17 protein-coding genes are annotated in these 15,292 nt (G+C 69.2%); 8 read left to right on the top strand and 9 right to left on the bottom strand.

All coding sequences use genetic code 11. From position 1 onward, the window contains the following. Positions 1–36 precede the first annotated feature (36 nt). Positions 37–1,650: an alpha/beta hydrolase gene (locus tag OG205_RS46185; protein ID WP_330274046.1), complete on the top strand. Its 1,614-nt coding sequence runs from the start codon at positions 37–39 to the stop codon at positions 1,648–1,650. Here OG205_RS46185 and OG205_RS46190 read toward each other — a convergent pair. The 3 genes from OG205_RS46190 to OG205_RS46200 are packed head-to-tail and all read right to left on the bottom strand — an operon-like array spanning position 1,595 to position 3,020. Further along, the gene (locus OG205_RS46190) at positions 1,595–1,873 is read right to left on the bottom strand and encodes a hypothetical protein (RefSeq protein WP_330274047.1); all 279 of its coding nucleotides are present in this window, start codon (positions 1,871–1,873) and stop codon (positions 1,595–1,597) included. The two genes, OG205_RS46185 and OG205_RS46190, sit on opposite strands and share 56 nt — an antisense overlap. Before the next feature lie 23 nt (positions 1,874–1,896). Beyond that, a complete protein-coding gene (locus OG205_RS46195) occupies positions 1,897–2,304 on the bottom strand; it encodes a hypothetical protein (RefSeq protein WP_330274048.1) in 408 nt (135 codons plus the stop codon). Continuing rightward, complete coding sequence (locus OG205_RS46200) at positions 2,301–3,020, bottom strand: sulfite exporter TauE/SafE family protein (protein WP_330274049.1); 720 nt, start codon at positions 3,018–3,020, stop codon at positions 2,301–2,303. The genes OG205_RS46195 and OG205_RS46200 overlap by 4 nt, the downstream gene beginning before the upstream one ends. 63 nt (positions 3,021–3,083) lie before the next feature. Between OG205_RS46200 and OG205_RS46205 the strand changes: the two genes are divergently transcribed. Next, positions 3,084–4,850: a LamG-like jellyroll fold domain-containing protein gene (locus OG205_RS46205; RefSeq protein WP_330274050.1), complete on the top strand. Its 1,767-nt coding sequence runs from the start codon at positions 3,084–3,086 to the stop codon at positions 4,848–4,850. On the opposite strand, the gene OG205_RS46210 is transcribed toward OG205_RS46205, so the two are convergent. Both OG205_RS46210 and OG205_RS46215 read right to left on the bottom strand, forming a co-directional pair. Continuing rightward, complete coding sequence (locus OG205_RS46210; protein WP_330274051.1) at positions 4,810–5,733, bottom strand: sigma-70 family RNA polymerase sigma factor; 924 nt, start codon at positions 5,731–5,733, stop codon at positions 4,810–4,812. The genes OG205_RS46205 and OG205_RS46210 overlap by 41 nt on opposite strands. Continuing rightward, a complete protein-coding gene (locus OG205_RS46215; protein ID WP_330274052.1) occupies positions 5,730–6,692 on the bottom strand; it encodes a helix-turn-helix transcriptional regulator in 963 nt (320 codons plus the stop codon). The genes OG205_RS46210 and OG205_RS46215 overlap by 4 nt, the downstream gene beginning before the upstream one ends. Before the next feature lie 185 nt (positions 6,693–6,877). Between OG205_RS46215 and OG205_RS46220 the strand changes: the two genes are divergently transcribed. Further along, a complete protein-coding gene (locus OG205_RS46220) occupies positions 6,878–7,069 on the top strand; it encodes a S1 RNA-binding domain-containing protein (RefSeq protein ID WP_189155947.1) in 192 nt (63 codons plus the stop codon). A 38-nt stretch (positions 7,070–7,107) separates the two neighbouring features. Here OG205_RS46220 and OG205_RS46225 read toward each other — a convergent pair whose 3' ends face one another. The 4 genes from OG205_RS46225 to OG205_RS46240 all read right to left on the bottom strand — a co-directional run bounded on the left by OG205_RS46225 (position 7,108) and on the right by OG205_RS46240 (position 10,438). Then, a complete protein-coding gene (locus tag OG205_RS46225; RefSeq protein WP_330274053.1) occupies positions 7,108–7,965 on the bottom strand; it encodes a hypothetical protein in 858 nt (285 codons plus the stop codon). Then, the gene (locus OG205_RS46230) at positions 7,962–8,423 is read right to left on the bottom strand and encodes a hypothetical protein (protein ID WP_330274054.1); all 462 of its coding nucleotides are present in this window, start codon (positions 8,421–8,423) and stop codon (positions 7,962–7,964) included. The genes OG205_RS46225 and OG205_RS46230 overlap by 4 nt, the downstream gene beginning before the upstream one ends. A gap of 105 nt (positions 8,424–8,528) precedes the next feature. Then, positions 8,529–9,005 carry a hypothetical protein gene (locus OG205_RS46235; protein WP_319979175.1) on the bottom strand — a complete coding sequence of 159 codons (477 nt, stop codon included), beginning with the start codon at positions 9,003–9,005 and terminating at the stop codon, positions 8,529–8,531. Continuing rightward, entirely contained in the window at positions 9,005–10,438 is a 1,434-nt protein-coding gene (locus OG205_RS46240; RefSeq protein ID WP_330274055.1) for a helix-turn-helix domain-containing protein, read from the bottom strand. The genes OG205_RS46235 and OG205_RS46240 overlap by 1 nt, the downstream gene beginning before the upstream one ends. Positions 10,439–10,821: 383 nt before the next feature. On the opposite strand from OG205_RS46240, the gene OG205_RS46245 reads away from it, so the two are divergent. The 5 genes from OG205_RS46245 (at position 10,822) to OG205_RS46265 (ending at position 15,048) form a co-directional block, all read left to right on the top strand. Next, positions 10,822–11,310, top strand: a complete 489-nt coding sequence (locus OG205_RS46245) for a hypothetical protein (RefSeq protein ID WP_330274056.1) — start codon at positions 10,822–10,824, stop codon at positions 11,308–11,310. Positions 11,311–11,319: 9 nt separating this feature from the next. Further along, positions 11,320–11,718: a Rieske (2Fe-2S) protein gene (locus tag OG205_RS46250; protein WP_330274057.1), complete on the top strand. Its 399-nt coding sequence runs from the start codon at positions 11,320–11,322 to the stop codon at positions 11,716–11,718. Positions 11,719–11,824: 106 nt separating this feature from the next. Further along, positions 11,825–12,292, top strand: a complete 468-nt coding sequence (locus OG205_RS46255) for a Rieske (2Fe-2S) protein (RefSeq protein WP_330274058.1) — start codon at positions 11,825–11,827, stop codon at positions 12,290–12,292. Positions 12,293–12,334: 42 nt separating this feature from the next. After that, positions 12,335–14,236, top strand: coding sequence for an excinuclease ABC subunit UvrC (gene uvrC, locus OG205_RS46260; RefSeq protein ID WP_330274059.1), 1,902 nt, complete (start codon positions 12,335–12,337; stop codon positions 14,234–14,236). Then, a complete protein-coding gene (locus tag OG205_RS46265) occupies positions 14,236–15,048 on the top strand; it encodes an HD domain-containing protein (RefSeq protein WP_330274060.1) in 813 nt (270 codons plus the stop codon). Before uvrC ends, OG205_RS46265 begins: the two co-directional genes overlap by 1 nt. The last annotated feature ends 244 nt before the right edge of the window (positions 15,049–15,292 follow it).

Here is a 15,292-nt window from a genome sequence, read left to right on the forward strand (position 1 = left end):
GTACTAACTGTGCACGCTGGGTGATGGGGTGCATCCGTGACGTCATCTTCCAGTTCTCCGCGTGTTGTGCGCGCGGCGCTCGCGAGCGCCCTCGTGCTCGGCACCGTCGTTTCCGGCCTGGGCGCGGCGAGCGCCCAGGCCGATCCCGCCGTCAAGCCCGCTGCCTGGGGGCAGTGCGCGGCCGACGTGCTCGCCACCCTTCCCGCCACGGTGACGCCCGAGGAGCGCGCGAAGCTCACGTGCGCGGTCCAGGAGGTGCCCGTCGACCACTCGCGCCCGCGCGGTGAGAAGACCGGCATCGCCATGATGAAGAGGCCGGCCGGCGACCCTTCGCGCAAGATCGGTTCGATCTTCCTCAACCCCGGTGGTCCCGGCGGCTCCGGCCTGATCCGCGGCGCCGTGTCGAAGAACTACTTCCAGCCGTCGGTGCTCGACCGGTTCGACGTCATCGGCTTCGACCCGCGTGGCGTGGCCCGCAGCGCGCCGATGCGCTGCTTCCGCACCCAGGAGGAGGCCGACTCGGTCAACGAGGGCTGGTTCTCGCTGCCCATCACGAAGGACGAGATCGCCAGCTCCATCAGGCAGTCCAAGGCCTACACGGACTACTGCAAGATCAACGCCGGTCCGCTGCTCAACCACATGTCGACCGAGGCCGTCGCGCGCGACCTCGACGTCATGCGCGAAGCCGTGGGCGACCAGCAGCTCAACTTCGTCGGCTTCTCGTACGGCACGCTGATCGGCTCGACGTACGCGAACATCTTCCCGCAGCGCACGCGCGCGATGGTGATCGACGGCAACGTCGACCCGCGGCTGCGCCTGACGAACGGCGCCGAGTACGACCGCCAGCGCGCCGACGGCTTCGAGATCGCTTTGGACGCGATGCTGAAGCGCTGCGACTCCGCCGGTGTCGCGAAGTGCGCGTTCGCCGGTGACGCCCGCGGCAAGTTCGAGGCACTCAAGGTCGCGCTCGGCAAGGCTCCGGCGACGCTGCCGGACGGCACGAAGGTCACGCTGTCCGACGTCGTGGGCCGGGTAGCGGGCGACCTGTACTCGATCGCCAGGATCGCACCGCTGGCCACCTGGCTGCAGAGCGTCCACAACGCCTTGAACCCGTCGCTCGCCTTCAGCGTTCAGACCACTGTGGAACTGGCCGCGCCGTTGAACAACGCAGGCGGCCGCATGGACGTCGACCCGCTGCCGGACACCCCGTACACCGCGGACGACTCGTACTACGGCGTCAACTGCATCGACAAGCCGTTCTCCCGCACCAATCGCAACTGGGCTCAGACCGCGGCCAAGTGGGAGAAGGAGTCGCCCACGTTCGGCCGCTACCAGGCCGCGTCCGACCTGCTGACCTGCGCGACGTGGCCGACGCGCAACCCGGACCGCTGGATCGGCCCGTGGAACCGCAAGACGAAGAACCCGATCGTCGTGGTCGGCAACTACTACGACCCGGCGACGCAGTACCTGTTCGCGCAGCGCATGGCCAAGCAGCTCGGCAACGCGCGCCTGATCAGCGTCGACGCGTTCGGGCACTGCATCCTGGGCCGCTCGGCAGGAACGGACGCGGCGGTCGCGAAGTACCTGGTGGACCTCATTCCGCCGGCTGAAGGTTCGACGTTCCAGCCGAACGTGCAGCCGTTCGCCTGATCACCACGTAAGCCAGCAGCACTCCCGCACTGAGGAACGGCGTCAGCGTGGCCGTGGCCAGGGAAACCAGGGCCACGGCCGCGTCGGAGCCGTTCTTCGTCGCGACAGCTCGGATTCCGAGCCCGAGTGCGATCGCCAGGGCGATGATCAGGACGAGTGGAGCCTGCTCGGGTATCGCCCAGACCGCCACGCCGTACACCTCGGCCGCGACAGCCGTGCGCATCCTGGTATCGCCCAGCCGAACGTTCAGCCGTTCGCCTGACCCCTTCGCAGCCAGCGGTGGCGGTGCTCGTACAGCACCGCCACCGCGGCGGCGATGATCAGCAGGTACGCGGAGTACGAGGGCCGCAGCCACACGGTGAGGCCGAACAACGCGGCCGTGGCGAACACGGCCCAGGATCGCCGCACGACCGCCCACATCAGCACCGCCGCGGCGACCACCCAGAGCAGGCTGTAGTCGTAGAGGAAGTCGAAGTTCGCGCTCATCTCGACACCGCGCAGCGTGGTGACGCTTTCCTCGCCTGTGTACCAGTCCGGCTGGGTGCCGCAGCGTGCGCCGGGTTGCGCGCACACGTCGATCATCGGCGCGTTCGCGATCACGGTCAGCGCCGCGAGTGCGCAGATCCCGAGCACGGCCCACGTGGGGATCTTCACGACAGCAGGCTCCTGACGATCAGCACCACGGCGCTTGTCCCCGCCACGACCAGCATCGGCGTCCGGATGCCCTTGGCGTCGAACTTCTTGCGCAAAGGCCCCGAAAGCAGGAACCCGGCGACCAGGAACGGGACCAGCGCGACCCCGGTCCACAGCTGGTGCGCGCTGACCTGACCGGCGACGAGCAGGCCGATGATCGACGCACCGGAGCCCAGCACGAAGAACGCCGCGAGCGTCGCCCTGACCTGCGGCCCCGCCTGGTTCTGGTAGAGCAGCGCGACCATCGGACCACCCACCGCCGTGGCCGTGCCGAACGATCCACTCGCGAACCCGGCTGTCACCAGGGACTTCGGCTGGGGTTCCGGGCGCCAGGTCGTGATCGACAGCAGCACGCACGCCAGCACCGAGCCGCCGACGACCAGCCCGAAGCCCTTCGGGTCGAGTGCGTCGACGATCCAGATGCCGACGACGGTGCCGGGCAGGCGGCCGAGCATCGCCCAGCCGACGCCGCGCCAGTCGACGTGGCTGAACTCCCTCGCCAGCGCCATCGACGCGTGCGTGGCGGCGATCATCAGCACCGGCACCGGCAGCAGTGCCGGATCGAGCAGTGCGAGCAACGGGACGGCGACCAGCGCCAGGCCGAAGCCGATCAGGCCCTGCAGCAGGCCCCCGGCCGCGACGACCACACCTGCTGTGAGCAGCAACCCCCAGGACATAGTTCGCGATGCTATCGACCGTTGTTCGCCTGCTGTTGGCCCAGCACACCTACGCTCCGCGCCATGACCGCGTCCCGCCGTTCCTTCCTGCTCGGCACCGGTGCGACCGCCGCCGCTGCCGCCCTGGTCACGCCTGGTTCCGCCAGCGCTGACAACGTTGTCGGGTACGGCCGTCCCGACCCGGAGACACGGCGGTTCACGCTCGCCGTGATCCCGGACACGCAGTACATGTTCGACCTCGACCGAGGTGACTCGGCGCCGTTGAAGGCCACGCTCCAGTACCTGATCGACCGCCAGAAGTCCGAGAACATCGTCTTCATCAGCCACCTCGGCGACCTCGTCGAGAACGCCCAGAAGAGCGAGATCGACGACATCAGCGAGCGGTTCGAGGTGCTCGACCGCCGCCGGATCGGGTACAGCGTGCTCGCGGGCAACCACGACGTGCCGGACTCGCGGCTGGACGACCAGCGCGGCCGCACGCCGTACCTCGACAGGTTCGGGCCGCAGCGGTTCCGCACCTCGCCGACGTTCCGCGGGGCGAGCGCCGACGGTTACAACTCGTTCCACGTGTTCCGCGCGGGCGGCAGGGAATGGCTGGTCCTCGCGCTGGACTGGCGCATGTCCGCCAAGGGGTTCGAGTGGGCGCGCTCGGTGCTTTCCCGGCACGCCAAGTTTCCCGTCATCCTCACCACGCACGAACTCGTTCACGACGGCGGTGACGGTGCCGCGGTGATGTCCGACTACGGCCGCAGGCTGTGGGACGAGCTGATCAAGGACAACGACCAGATCTTCCTGACGCTGAACGGGCACTTCTGGCCGCCGGCACGGGCGACGTTGCGCAACACCGCCGGCAACGACGTGCACGTGCACATCACGAACTACCAGGACCGCTACTACGGCGGCGGCGCGATGATCCGGCTGTACCACTTCGACCTGGACCGCGGGGTGGTCGACGTCCGCACGCTGTCGCCGTGGCTGCTCGGTAAGAGGTCGCTCAACCCGTTGGAACGCAGGGAGACCGAGCTGACGGGCCCGGCCGACCGGTTCAGCGTGCCGATCGACTTCGAGCAGCGGTTCGCCCGCTTCGACCCGCCGGTGCTGCCTCCCGCGCAGCCGGTCAGGGACGTGCTCGTGCGCGGCACGGTCGCGTACTGGCGGCTCGGCGAAGGGCTGAAGGACCTGTCGGGCAACGGGAACGACCTCCGGCAGACCGGTCCGCTGACGGCCTCGGACGAGCACCACCGGTTCGCGCCCTCACACCGTTCGCTGTACTTCGGGAAGACCGGCTACCTGTCCACTGTGGATTCCGCGCCGGTCAACCGCGAGACGTTCGAACGCGGCTACACGATCGAGCTGTTCCTCAAGCTTCCCGCGGGCTTCGACCACCCGTGGTGCGGCCTGTTCACCAAGCTCGCACCTGGCTCGGCGGCCGGCAAGACCGGGGACGACCCGAGCGAGCCGATCGCCACGCTGAACGTCGCCGGAGGCGGTCAGCTGCAGTGGGCGGTGTTCCCGCGCAACCTCCCGGGCACCTCCACGAACTGGGGCCACGAGATGGACTACGAGACGTGGTGGCACGTCGCCGTGGTCAACGACGGCGTGCACACCACGATGTACGTCGACGGATCTCCGTTGCTGCGCAACCCGTCCACACCCGCCCGTGGCATCTCGACCGCCGGTGACCCGTGGCTCGTCGGCGCCTACGCGTACGACAAAGTCGTCGAGAAGTCGTTGCACGGCTGGATCGGCGACATGCGGATCGTGAACCGGCCGCTCGACCGTTCCGAGTTCATGCGGTCGAAGGCAGCCCGAACTTCGGGAACAGACTGAGGTCGAAGAACGACGAGACGCGCGTGATCCGGTCGGATGCCTCCACCACCTGGAGGTTGAACGGCCGGAACACGCCGTCCTCCGCTCGCAGGTAGAGACCGAAAGCGGGCTGGCCGTTCGCTTCGGTGGCGATCATCCTGGCGCCGTGCGGGACCGACGGGCACTGGTTCGTGAGGTGCCACGCGACCATGTCCGGGCCTCGGTAGAACTGCGGGTACGGAGGCATCTCCCAGATGACGTCCTCGGCGAACATGCCGATGATCGCCGGGATGTCCTTGGCCTCGAAGGCTTTCACCCACCGGTCGAGCAGCTGCTTCGCGTCCGCGGGCTCGACGATCTCGTCCTCGCTGAGGTCCTTGAGCTGCGCGTGTGCCCGTTGCAGAGCGCTGTTGACGGCCGCCACGGTCATGTCCAGCTCGTCGGCGGTCTCGGCGGCGCTGAGCTTCAGCACGTCGCGCAGGATCAGCACCGCGCGTTGCCTCGGCGGCAGGTGTTGCAGGGCCGCGACGAACGCCAGCCTGGTGGACTCGCGTTCGGTGACGATCGCGGCCGGATCGGTCGGGAACGGCTCCAGCCACGGGATCTCGTGGTCCTGGGTGAGCGGGTCGGTCTCCGTGGCGCCCTGGGTGCCGAGCCCGAACGGCAGCGGGCGTCTCGTCCGGCCGTCGAGCGCGGTGAGACACACGTTCGTGGCGATGCGGTACAACCAGGTGCGCACCGACGAGCGGCCCTCGAACTTGCCGTACGCCTTCCACGCGCGCAGGTACGTCTCCTGCACCAGGTCCTCGGCGTCGTGCAGCGAGCCGAGCATCCGGTAGCAGTGCGCGAGAAGCTCCCGTCTGAACGGGTCCGCGGCGGTCGCGAAGTCCACTGTCGCTGTCACCCCTGCACCCTAACCGCGTTCTGCATCCTGCCGATGAGGATCTCGATGTAGTTCCTGAGTTCCACCGGTTCGTGCACGTCGAACTCGAAGCCGAGGAACAGCAGGTGGAACACGATCCGTTCGAGAGCGTCGGCGCCCGTGCGCATCAGGCACGAGTTCTCGTCGATCGGTTCCAGCGCCGCGGACATCGGCGTGGTGCGTTCCGCGACGGTCTGCAACGGCGCGTGGATCGTGAGGACTGCCTGGTAGGTGTAGACGCTGGAGGCGACCTGCCGGGACACGAAGTCGCCCAGGGACTCGGCAGGTGGCGTGCGGGGCGGGAAGCGCGCGGCGAGAGTGGGTTCCTCGGTGATGCGGTCCACCCGGAACGTTCGCCAGTCCTCTTTGGACACGTCCCACGCGACCAGGTACCACCGGCGGCCGGTGTGCACGAGCCCCTGCGGTTCGATCAGCCGCTTCGAGGGCTCGCCTTGCGTTGAGGCGTAGGTGAACCGCAGCTGCTGGTGGTCGCGGCAGGCGGCGGCGATGATCGTGAGCGTCTCCGCGTCGACGGTCGGGCCCGCCGCGGTCAGGGGAGTGGTGTGCGCCTGCAGTGCCTGCACCCGCCTGCGAAGCCGGGTCGGCAGCACCTGTTCCAGCTTCGTGAGAGCGCGGACCGACGTCTCCTCGATGCCCGCGACCGAGCCGTTCGCCGCCGTCCTGAGGCCGACCGCGACGGCGACCGCCTCGTCGTCGTCGAGCAGCAGGGGAGGGAGTTCCGCCCCCGCCCCGAGCTGGTACCCGCCGGCCGCACCGGGCAGTGACGTGACGGGATAACCGAGACTGCGCAACTTGTCCACGTCCCGGCGAATCGTGCGCACGTCGACGCTGAGCCGCCCGGCGAGTTCCGGGCCCGTCCAGTCACGCCGCACCTGCAACAGGGACAGGAGCTTCAGCAGCCGTGCGGACGTCTCCAGCATGTGACGGAGTCTAGATTCCATTGCGGACAACGGCCTGTGCTGGTTAGGGTTGCCGGTATGACTGCCGGGTCGGCCTTGTGCCGTGAGCGGAACGGTTGCCCGGCCCTGACTTGATCAGGGCCCCTCCATCCCCGCGCCTATCCGTAGTTCGGGATACGCGCGCTTGGGAGAGGAGGTGATGCGCAATGCTTCCCAACGTTGGTGATGTCTTTTCGGGGAAGGTCGTCTCGACCGTTCCCTTCGGTTCGTTCATCGAGCACCCCGCCGGTGCACACGGGCTCCTGCACGGCCAGCAGGCCGAGGTCGGTGCTTCGGTGCAGGTGAAGGTGCTCGCGGTGGACGCGGAGCAGCAGCGGTTCAGCCTGGAGCTGGCGTGAGTTGAGCACCCGGGCAGAGGCGCCCTGCCCGGGCTTTCTCACGGTTTCCGGTAGTCCGCGCACTCGCCGGTCAGGCGGTCGTGCAGGGTTTTGCGGTGCCCTTCTTCTGAGGGCGCCGGACCCAGCGCGTCCGCGGGACTCGTGACGCCGTGCAGCAGCCGGTACAACACGACATCCGTTGCGGTGTAAAGCCAATCGTCCGCCCTGCCGGGAGGCGCGGCGGGTCCGAGCACGTTCTCGAACCACGCCGGGAACAGCAGATCACGCGCGACCGCGTCCTCGATGCGGGCGCGGATGAGCCGTCTCGTCCGCGCGATGGCCTCGTTGCCGGCCGACTTGGCAACGGTGTCCTTGGCGTACGTGTCGTCGTCCGGTGCCTCTGGCCGTTCCTGGGTCGTGATGGCCCGCCACTGCCTGTAGTTCTTGCGCCACAACGCTTCCGCTGTCGGCGGGAGATGCGTCAGGGCCTCGGCCGCGTCGATCGCCTCCAGTGCTCGGCGGTCGTACTCGGCGATGGCCTTGCGGGTGTCCTTGGCTTCCTGCGGAGTGAAAGTCCTGCGCGCGTAGGCTTCCTGGCCGGCCAGGATCTGCGTGATGAGCGGCTCGGCCACCTCCGGCCAGTCGTCGAAGTCGGCCTTCTGGGTCTCGCCCGCCCGGACTTTCCTGTTGAGCGCCACCAGGAGGCGTTCGAGCCGGTGGACGCTCTCCGCCAGTTCGGTGACGCGGTCGTTGGTCTTCGTGAGCTTGCGGGTGTTGTCCTTGAGCTGGTTCGTCTGGCTCAGCTGGGTGTGCGCCGCCTCGGTCTGGGCGTGGTCGATGCGGGTCTCGAGGGACTTCAGCTCCTTCTTGAGGCGCTCGATCTTGTCGTCCAGTGCCTTGACCGGGTCGATGTTCATCGGAGCGTCCTCCAGGCCCACCAGGCGATGCCCGCTGCCGTGACGAGTGCCGCCCAGCCGCTGGCCAGCGGGGTCAGCAGAGTGGCCGCCAGCGCCGCGCTGATCGCCGCGGTCCTCGCCCGCGGTTCCCAGATGGTGCGGCCGACGGGGTCCACCAGGACCGCAGCGGCCGTCGCCACCGCCAGCAGGAGCGACAGCAGCGACCAGGCGTCGAACCAGCCCACGGCGACGATCAGGGCCGCCGCCGTGGTGCCGGCGGCGATCGCCCGGTTCGGGACGGTCAGCCTGGCCGCCTCCACGTCCTTGCGGGCCGCCATCACGGCGTCGACCTCGGCGTTCGTGGTGGTGAGGAGGGTGTGGAAGTCGGGGCTGCCGGGGCCTGCGGCTTTCAGGGCTCGTAAGGCTGTTCGCAGGGACTGCTGGCGGTCGGCCAGGCGGGCGAACGGATCGGCTGCCATGCCCCGAAATCGTGATCAAGCCGGGTGGGCGCGGCTAGGCCTGTGAGGGGAGTTGGTCCGGTTGCCGACGAACTTCCCTCACTCGGCCTAGCGCGTCTCGGCTCGTCACGACTTCCGGCGTGCCTCGTCCGGCCACACGACCTCGATCGGCACCCCGGACGCCCGCGCCTGCTCCACCACGTCCGCCGTGCCGCCCTTCCCCTGGGCCGGCACGCCGTCCCACACCGCCACGAGCACCTCGACCGACGCGAGCATGCGTTCGTTCGCCGCCACGTAGGCCAGGCGCCCGCTCGACATGTGCGGCAGGACGCTGACCACCGTGGCGGCGGCGCGCAGTTCGTCGTAGTCGGCCACCTGGTGCGGCTTGAGGCGGTCGCGGTAGTCCAGGGCCGGGAGGACGACCTCCACCTGGCCGCCGAGTGCCAGGACGGCGCGGGCGAACACCTGGTCGGCGCCCGGCGCCAGGCAGGTCACGCCCACCAGGTCCGTGCCCAGCCGGGTCAGTGCCTCCGTGATGGCGGCCTGGACGGCGGGGACGCACTCGGGGACCAGGTTGCTGTGGCCGGTGATGCCTACGCGCATCAAGCGGTCCGGATCGCTCTGATCGCGTCCCTGGTGTCCTGCACGGCGGGGATGTGGCGGTGCCGTGCCGCTTCCTTGGCGAAGTCCTCCAGCTTGCGCAGGACTCTGCCCGAGGAGAGCTTCGCCGCTGTCGGCAGGACCTCGTTGATCAACCCGCACGCTGCCTCCGGGTCTCCCGCGACCATTTTGGTGCGCGCCAGTCCGATCACGTCGAAGGCGCGGTTGCGCACCTTCGACGGGTCTCGCAGTTCCAGGGCGCGCCGGATGTGTTGTTCGGCGAACACGGCCTGGGTCGGATCGTGCATGGCGAGGTCGCGGCAGCGGGCGCCGATGACGCCCTCCAGCTCGGCCTCGTCGAAGCTGTGCAGGTAGCGCGGCTCGCCGTTCGCGTCGCGTTGCGCGAAGCTGTCCTGCGCCATCCCCACGGCCTGGTGGAACTCCCGTGTCCTGCCCATCTGGGCGTAGGCCCAGGCCTCGCGGGTGAGCAGGAGGGCCTTGAGGGTCGGCGTGCCTGTCCGGCGGGTGCCGTACTGGCCCAGTTGGACCAGCTCCAAGCCGTCCTCCGGGCGGCCCAGGTCGAACATCTGCCTCGCCATGGCCGCCAGGCACAGGGCCGCGAAGCCGTCGTTGTGGCCGGCCTTGGCCATGCGGACGGCCAGCACGTAGTAGCGCTGGGCCGCGTTGTGCAGGCCGGCGTCGAACGACATGCTCGCGGCCACCTTCGACAGTTCGGCGCCGATGAAGAACGCGCGTTCCGTCGTCGGGCCGGACGGTGCCCGGCCCAGGCGTTCGGCCAGCTCGTCGAGCTGCCCCAGGACCGCCTTGCGGGCCAGTCCGTAGCCGCCGCGGCCTCCCCAGCCGCGCAGGCCGTCGGCCACGCGTTGCAACGCGAAGAGCTCCTCCTCGCTGATCGCCGAGTGCGACGACCACTTCGACAGGTTCTGCAGGGGGTGCAACCACCGCTGCAGCGGTTCGACCAGTGCTGACCCCACCGTCACCGCGGCGGCTCCGGTGAGCGCCGCTCGTCTGCTGATCGCCAAGTCGCTCCTCGCCGTCTCCTCGACCGAACGGGCAATGCTCGTCGCCTCCCACGGGGCGGCGAGCACGTCTGGCGGGCCCGTGATGGGGGTGCCCACCTGAGCTGGGATGACGACTCGGTCGAACCACAGTCGTTCGCCCGGAACACCGAGCACCACCGCGAAATGGCGCAGCCGGTCGAGGCGGTCGATCTGGTTCTCGCCCGACTCGTAACGCGAGAGCTGCGCCTGGCTTATGCCGAGCCACGCCGCCATGCGGTCCTGCGTGACCCTGCTCAGGTGCTGGGGGTGATGCCGGTACGCGGAGATCAGCGCGCCCATGTCGCGGTCGATGCACGCCGCCGCGATCGCGGGATGGTCCCAGAAGTCGTTGGGGACCTCAGGTGGTCCGTGCACGTCCGCACGAGCGTTGCGGCGGCACCGGTGACACAGCCGATCGGAGTTGTCGGCGGCGATGAACGCCCCACACGGGCAAGCGCGTCTGGATTTGGGTCTCGCTGCATCCATCGGCCTCGCCCCCGTCACTGAGCGTTTTCCCAGTGTACGGACGTGTGATCGTCAGTCCATCCATCTCATGCATAAGACGTAATGGATTCGCGTGTCGCAGTCCTGGTGCCCCCGTGCGGCGGATGAGCTTCATACGTCCGCTGCATGAGGCTCATGCAACAGGCGAGTGGTGTTGGCGGGAAGTGAGAAGCACCCTGCACAACGTCAGGCCGCGGGTCGATCCCCGTGGCGTGGCCAGTGCCTGACCCACCCAACGGGGAGGACAACCGCCGATGAGCCTCACTACCGCGGAGACCGGCACGTCCGGGATCCCACAGAACAGGGGACACGCACGTGCGATCGGGGAGGCCGTCGCCGGCTACCGGTTGCTCGGCTGGCAGGTGACCGTCACCGAGCAGGGTGTGTTCCTACCACTTGGCCCCGCCACGACAGCTCTGGCGATGCCGGCTCGGATCGGCTCGCGAGTGCTGGCCGACCTGAAGTCGCGCATGCTCGCCGGACCGGTCACGGTCATCCCCGGCCCCCGCGAGCACTGGATCTTCCTCGCGGAGCTGGTGGCGTTGCTGCCCACGCACCTCAAGGCGCCGCCGGAAGTGCAGTTCGTGCGCTCGCCCCACCGGATCGCGCTCCCACCCACGATGACCAGGTACGGATCGCTGCGCTGGGCGAACCCGCCGTCGCACTCGCGGCACTGGTTCCCGCCGTTCACCGCCGTGCTGGCACTGGCCCGGCAGGCCACCGCGGAGGACCACCGCCGATAATCGGTGCTCGTGGATCGTCGATCAGTGTTGTTGTGTGGGCTCGCCGCCGCTCTGAGCGCCTGTGGCGAGCCCGCTCCTCGCAAGGCGGGTGGCGCCGGAACCGCCAAGCCCGGGGATCGGGTCGTCGCGGTGTCCTCGGTGCCCGAGGGCAGTGGCCTGCTGGTGGACATGCCCGGCAACGCCCAGCTGTTGGTCGTGCAACCTCGACCGGGTGAATTCCGCGCGTTCAATCCCGCGTGTCCCCATGTCGGTTCCCTGGTGAATCCTCCCGCCGGCGGAGTCATCACCTGCCCGTTGCACGGGAGCGCTTTCGACCCTTTGAGCGGCGCCGTCCGCAAAGGACCTGCGACTTCGGGACTGACCGAGGTCGCGATCGCTCGTTCAGGCGATGAATTGGTGCTCTCCTGAGACCTGTGCATTTGCTGTGCATTGGGCTCCTGAATGAACTCTCACTGACCGTTCCGCGTAATGCTGTGGTGTGACCCCGAACACCCACCACCACGGAGGATCGGTCGTGAACACCGAAAGTCTGGTCAGCAGGCGAGCGGCGCTCTGCGGAATCGCGGTTGCCCTCGCGGTGCCCAGCGGACTCGTGACCGCCTGCAGTTCAACGGGTTCGTCCACGGGCTCGTCTCCCACCTCCGCCGGAGGGTCGGAACCCACGTCGGGAGCCGCCGGTTCCGCCGGTACGGCCCTGGTCGCGCTGGCCGACGTGCCTGAGGGCGGCGGTGCCGTCGTCGACGCCCCCGGTGGCCGCAAGATCGTCGTCGCGCGCATCTCCGCCACCGAGGTCAAGGCGTACGACGCCTCGTGCCCGCATCAGGGTTCCGTGGTCGCGGAACCCGCCGGCGGCACCATCACGTGCCCTTCGCACGGCAGCCAGTTCGGTGCTTCCGACGGCTCGGTGAAGAAGGGGCCCGCGACGTCCGGCCTGCGGGCGGTCGCGGTGAAGGTCGACGGCGACCAGGTGGTCCTGACCTGACCCTTTCTGTTTTTGTCAGACCACGTCGATAGTCTTGACGGCGTGGCAGATCCCTCGACGTATCGCCCCGCCGTGGGCACGATTCCTGAGGCTCCCGGCGTCTACAAGTTCCGCGACGCCGGTGGCCGGGTCGTGTACGTCGGCAAGGCGAAGAGCTTGCGCAGCAGGCTGAACTCCTACTTCGCGGATCTGGCCGGGCTGCACCCGCGCACCCGCCAGATGGTGACGACGGCGGCCTCCGTCGAGTGGACGGTGGTCGCCACCGAGGTCGAGGCGCTGCAGCTCGAGTACAACTGGATCAAGGAGTTCGATCCGCGCTTCAACGTCCGGTACCGCGACGACAAGTCGTATCCGGTGCTGGCCGTCACGCTGAACGAGGACTACCCGCGGCTGCACGTGTACCGCGGTCCGCGCAAGAAGGGCGTGCGCTACTTCGGCCCGTTCGCGCACGCCTGGGCCATCCGCGAGACGCTCGACCTGCTGCTGCGCGTGTTCCCGGCGCGCACGTGCTCGGCGGGTGTTTTCAAGCGGCACAACCAGATGGGCCGCCCGTGCCTGCTCGGGTACATCGACAAGTGCTCGGCGCCGTGCGTGGGCAAGGTGTCGGCGGACGAGCACCGCGACATCGTTCTGGACTTCTGCGACTTCCTGGCGGGCAAGACGGACAACATGGTCCGCCGCCTCGAACGCGAGATGCTGCAGGCGTCGGAAGAGCTGGAGTTCGAACGCGCCGCACGCCTGCGTGACGACCTGGGTGCGTTGCGCCGCGCGATGGAGAAGCAGGCCGTCGTGCTCGGCGACGGCACGGACGCCGACGTGATGGCGTTCGCGCAGGACGAGCTGGAGGTCTCGGTCCAGGTCTTCCACGTGCGCGGCGGCCGGGTGCGCGGCCAGCGGGGCTGGGTGCTGGACAAGGTCGAGGCCATCGACGACGGCGCGTTGGTCGACCAGTTCATCATGCAGTTCTACGGCGACAACACGGAGAACACCCCGCGCGAGGTCCTCGTGCCGGTGCTCCCGGACGACGCCCCCGCTCTGGAAGACCTTCTGTCCGAACAACGAGGCTCGCGCGTTGCCCTGCGCGTCCCACAACGAGGCGACAAGCGCGCCCTGATGGAAACGGTGGCCCGCAACGCCTCCGAAGCCTTCGCCCAGCACAAGCTCCGCCGGGCCGGCGACCTGACCGCCCGCTCGGCGGCGCTGCAGGAGATCCAGGACGCGTTGGCTTTGGACACCGCGCCGCTGCGCATCGAGTGCATCGACATCAGCCACGTCCAGGGCACCGACGTGGTGGCCTCCCTGGTCGTCTTCGAGGACGGTCTGGCCCGCAAGGCCGAATACCGCCGCTTCGCCCTCCGAGAAGCGGCAACGGAAGGGGACGTCGCCTCCATCGCCGAGGTGGTCCGCCGCCGCTTCCAGGCGATGCTGCGCGAAACGGCGTCCGGCGGCCCGAACCCCGGCATCGACCCGGACACCGGCAAGCCCCGCAAGTTCGCCTACCCGCCCAACCTCCTGGTGGTCGACGGCGCGGGCCCCCAGGCCGCCGCGGCCTCCGACGTCCTGACGGAACTGGGCATCACCGACGTGGCCGTCGTCGGCCTCGCCAAGCGCCTCGAAGAGGTCTGGGTCCCCGGCGAAGCGGACCCGGTGATCCTCCCGCGCAGCAGCGACGGCCTGTACCTGCTGCAACGAGTCCGCGACGAGGCCCACCGCTTCGCCATCGCCTACCACCGCCAGAAGCGCTCGAAGCGCATGACCACCTCCGAGCTCGACGAGGTGCCCGGCCTCGGCGAGACGCGCAAAGCCGCACTGCTCAAGCACTTCGGCTCGGTGCGGAAGCTGCGACAGGCCACAGTGGACGAGATCAGCGACGTTCCAGGGGTGGGACGTCGTACCGCTGAGGCCGTGGTGGCCACTTTGGCTTCGGCGGGCGGGAAGGCCTGATGGCTTGGGAGCCGGGCCGTCGCGTAGAGGTGGAGGCCGCCGGAGTCGCGAGCACCGCGTCGGCGTCGGACGACGGTCACGAGTCGCCCGCCTTGGACCTGCCCATGCCCGCGATCACGCAGCTGAAGGACGGCTCTCCTACAGCGGAGGAGGGCACGCGGTCGGGGAGCGCGGAGTCGCTGCCCGCGAGAAGTGCGACGGCTGCGGAGAGCGCGGTGTCGGCGAAAGCCGAGCCGCCGGCCCGCCGCGCCATGACCGAGGACGTGGCGTTGCGCCCGCTCCCGTCCGCCGCGGAGACGCTGCTGTCCGACCTGCGGGCTTCGCCCCGCCTGGTGGCGCACCTGCGGGCCGTGCACGACGTGGCCTGCGAACTCGTCGCGTGGGTAGAGCGGCATCACCCGTCGGTGACCGTCGACCAGGCCGCGGTGCTGTTCGGCGCGGCCACGCACGACATCGGGAAGGTGTTGCACCCCAACGAGTTGTCGGGTCCGGGCTCGGATCACGAGCCGGCGGGGTACGAGCTGCTGCGGGCTCGCGGGGTCGAGGAACGGCTGGCCCGCTTCGCGCGGACGCACGGGTCGTGGACCGCGGACGGCGTGGGGCTGGAGGACCTGCTGGTCAGCCTCGCGGACAAGGTGTGGAAGGCCAAGCGCGTCCCGGATCTGGAGCAACTGGTCACCGGACACCTCGCGGAGGCCGCGGGCCGGCAGGCGTGGGAGGTGTTCATGGCGCTGGACGACGAGCTGGACCGGATCGCGTCGGGTGCCGACGCGCGGCTGGCGTTCCAGTCGAGCTACCCGGTCGCGAGGTGACGCCTCTCATCCTTCTCATCAGCCGCAGTGGTCACTTTCGTCCTGCGGGTGCCCTGCGAACCGGGCGAGGATCGTGATCGCGGCCACGGCGCGACCGTGTCGACCGTCGAACCTGCCGCGCGCGAGGGCCGTTCCAGGGGAGACTGCATGCCGGGCGTGCCGCGACAGGAGCGCAGCCCAGCACACAGCTTGCCCAAACGAGAGCGCCCAGCAGCGCTCATGAACAGGTAACGGAGTCGTAGTC

Origin of the sequence: Lentzea sp. NBC_00516, assembly GCF_036346835.1 — a bacterium.
Taxonomy (GTDB): Bacteria; Actinomycetota; Actinomycetes; order Mycobacteriales; family Pseudonocardiaceae; genus Lentzea; species Lentzea sokolovensis.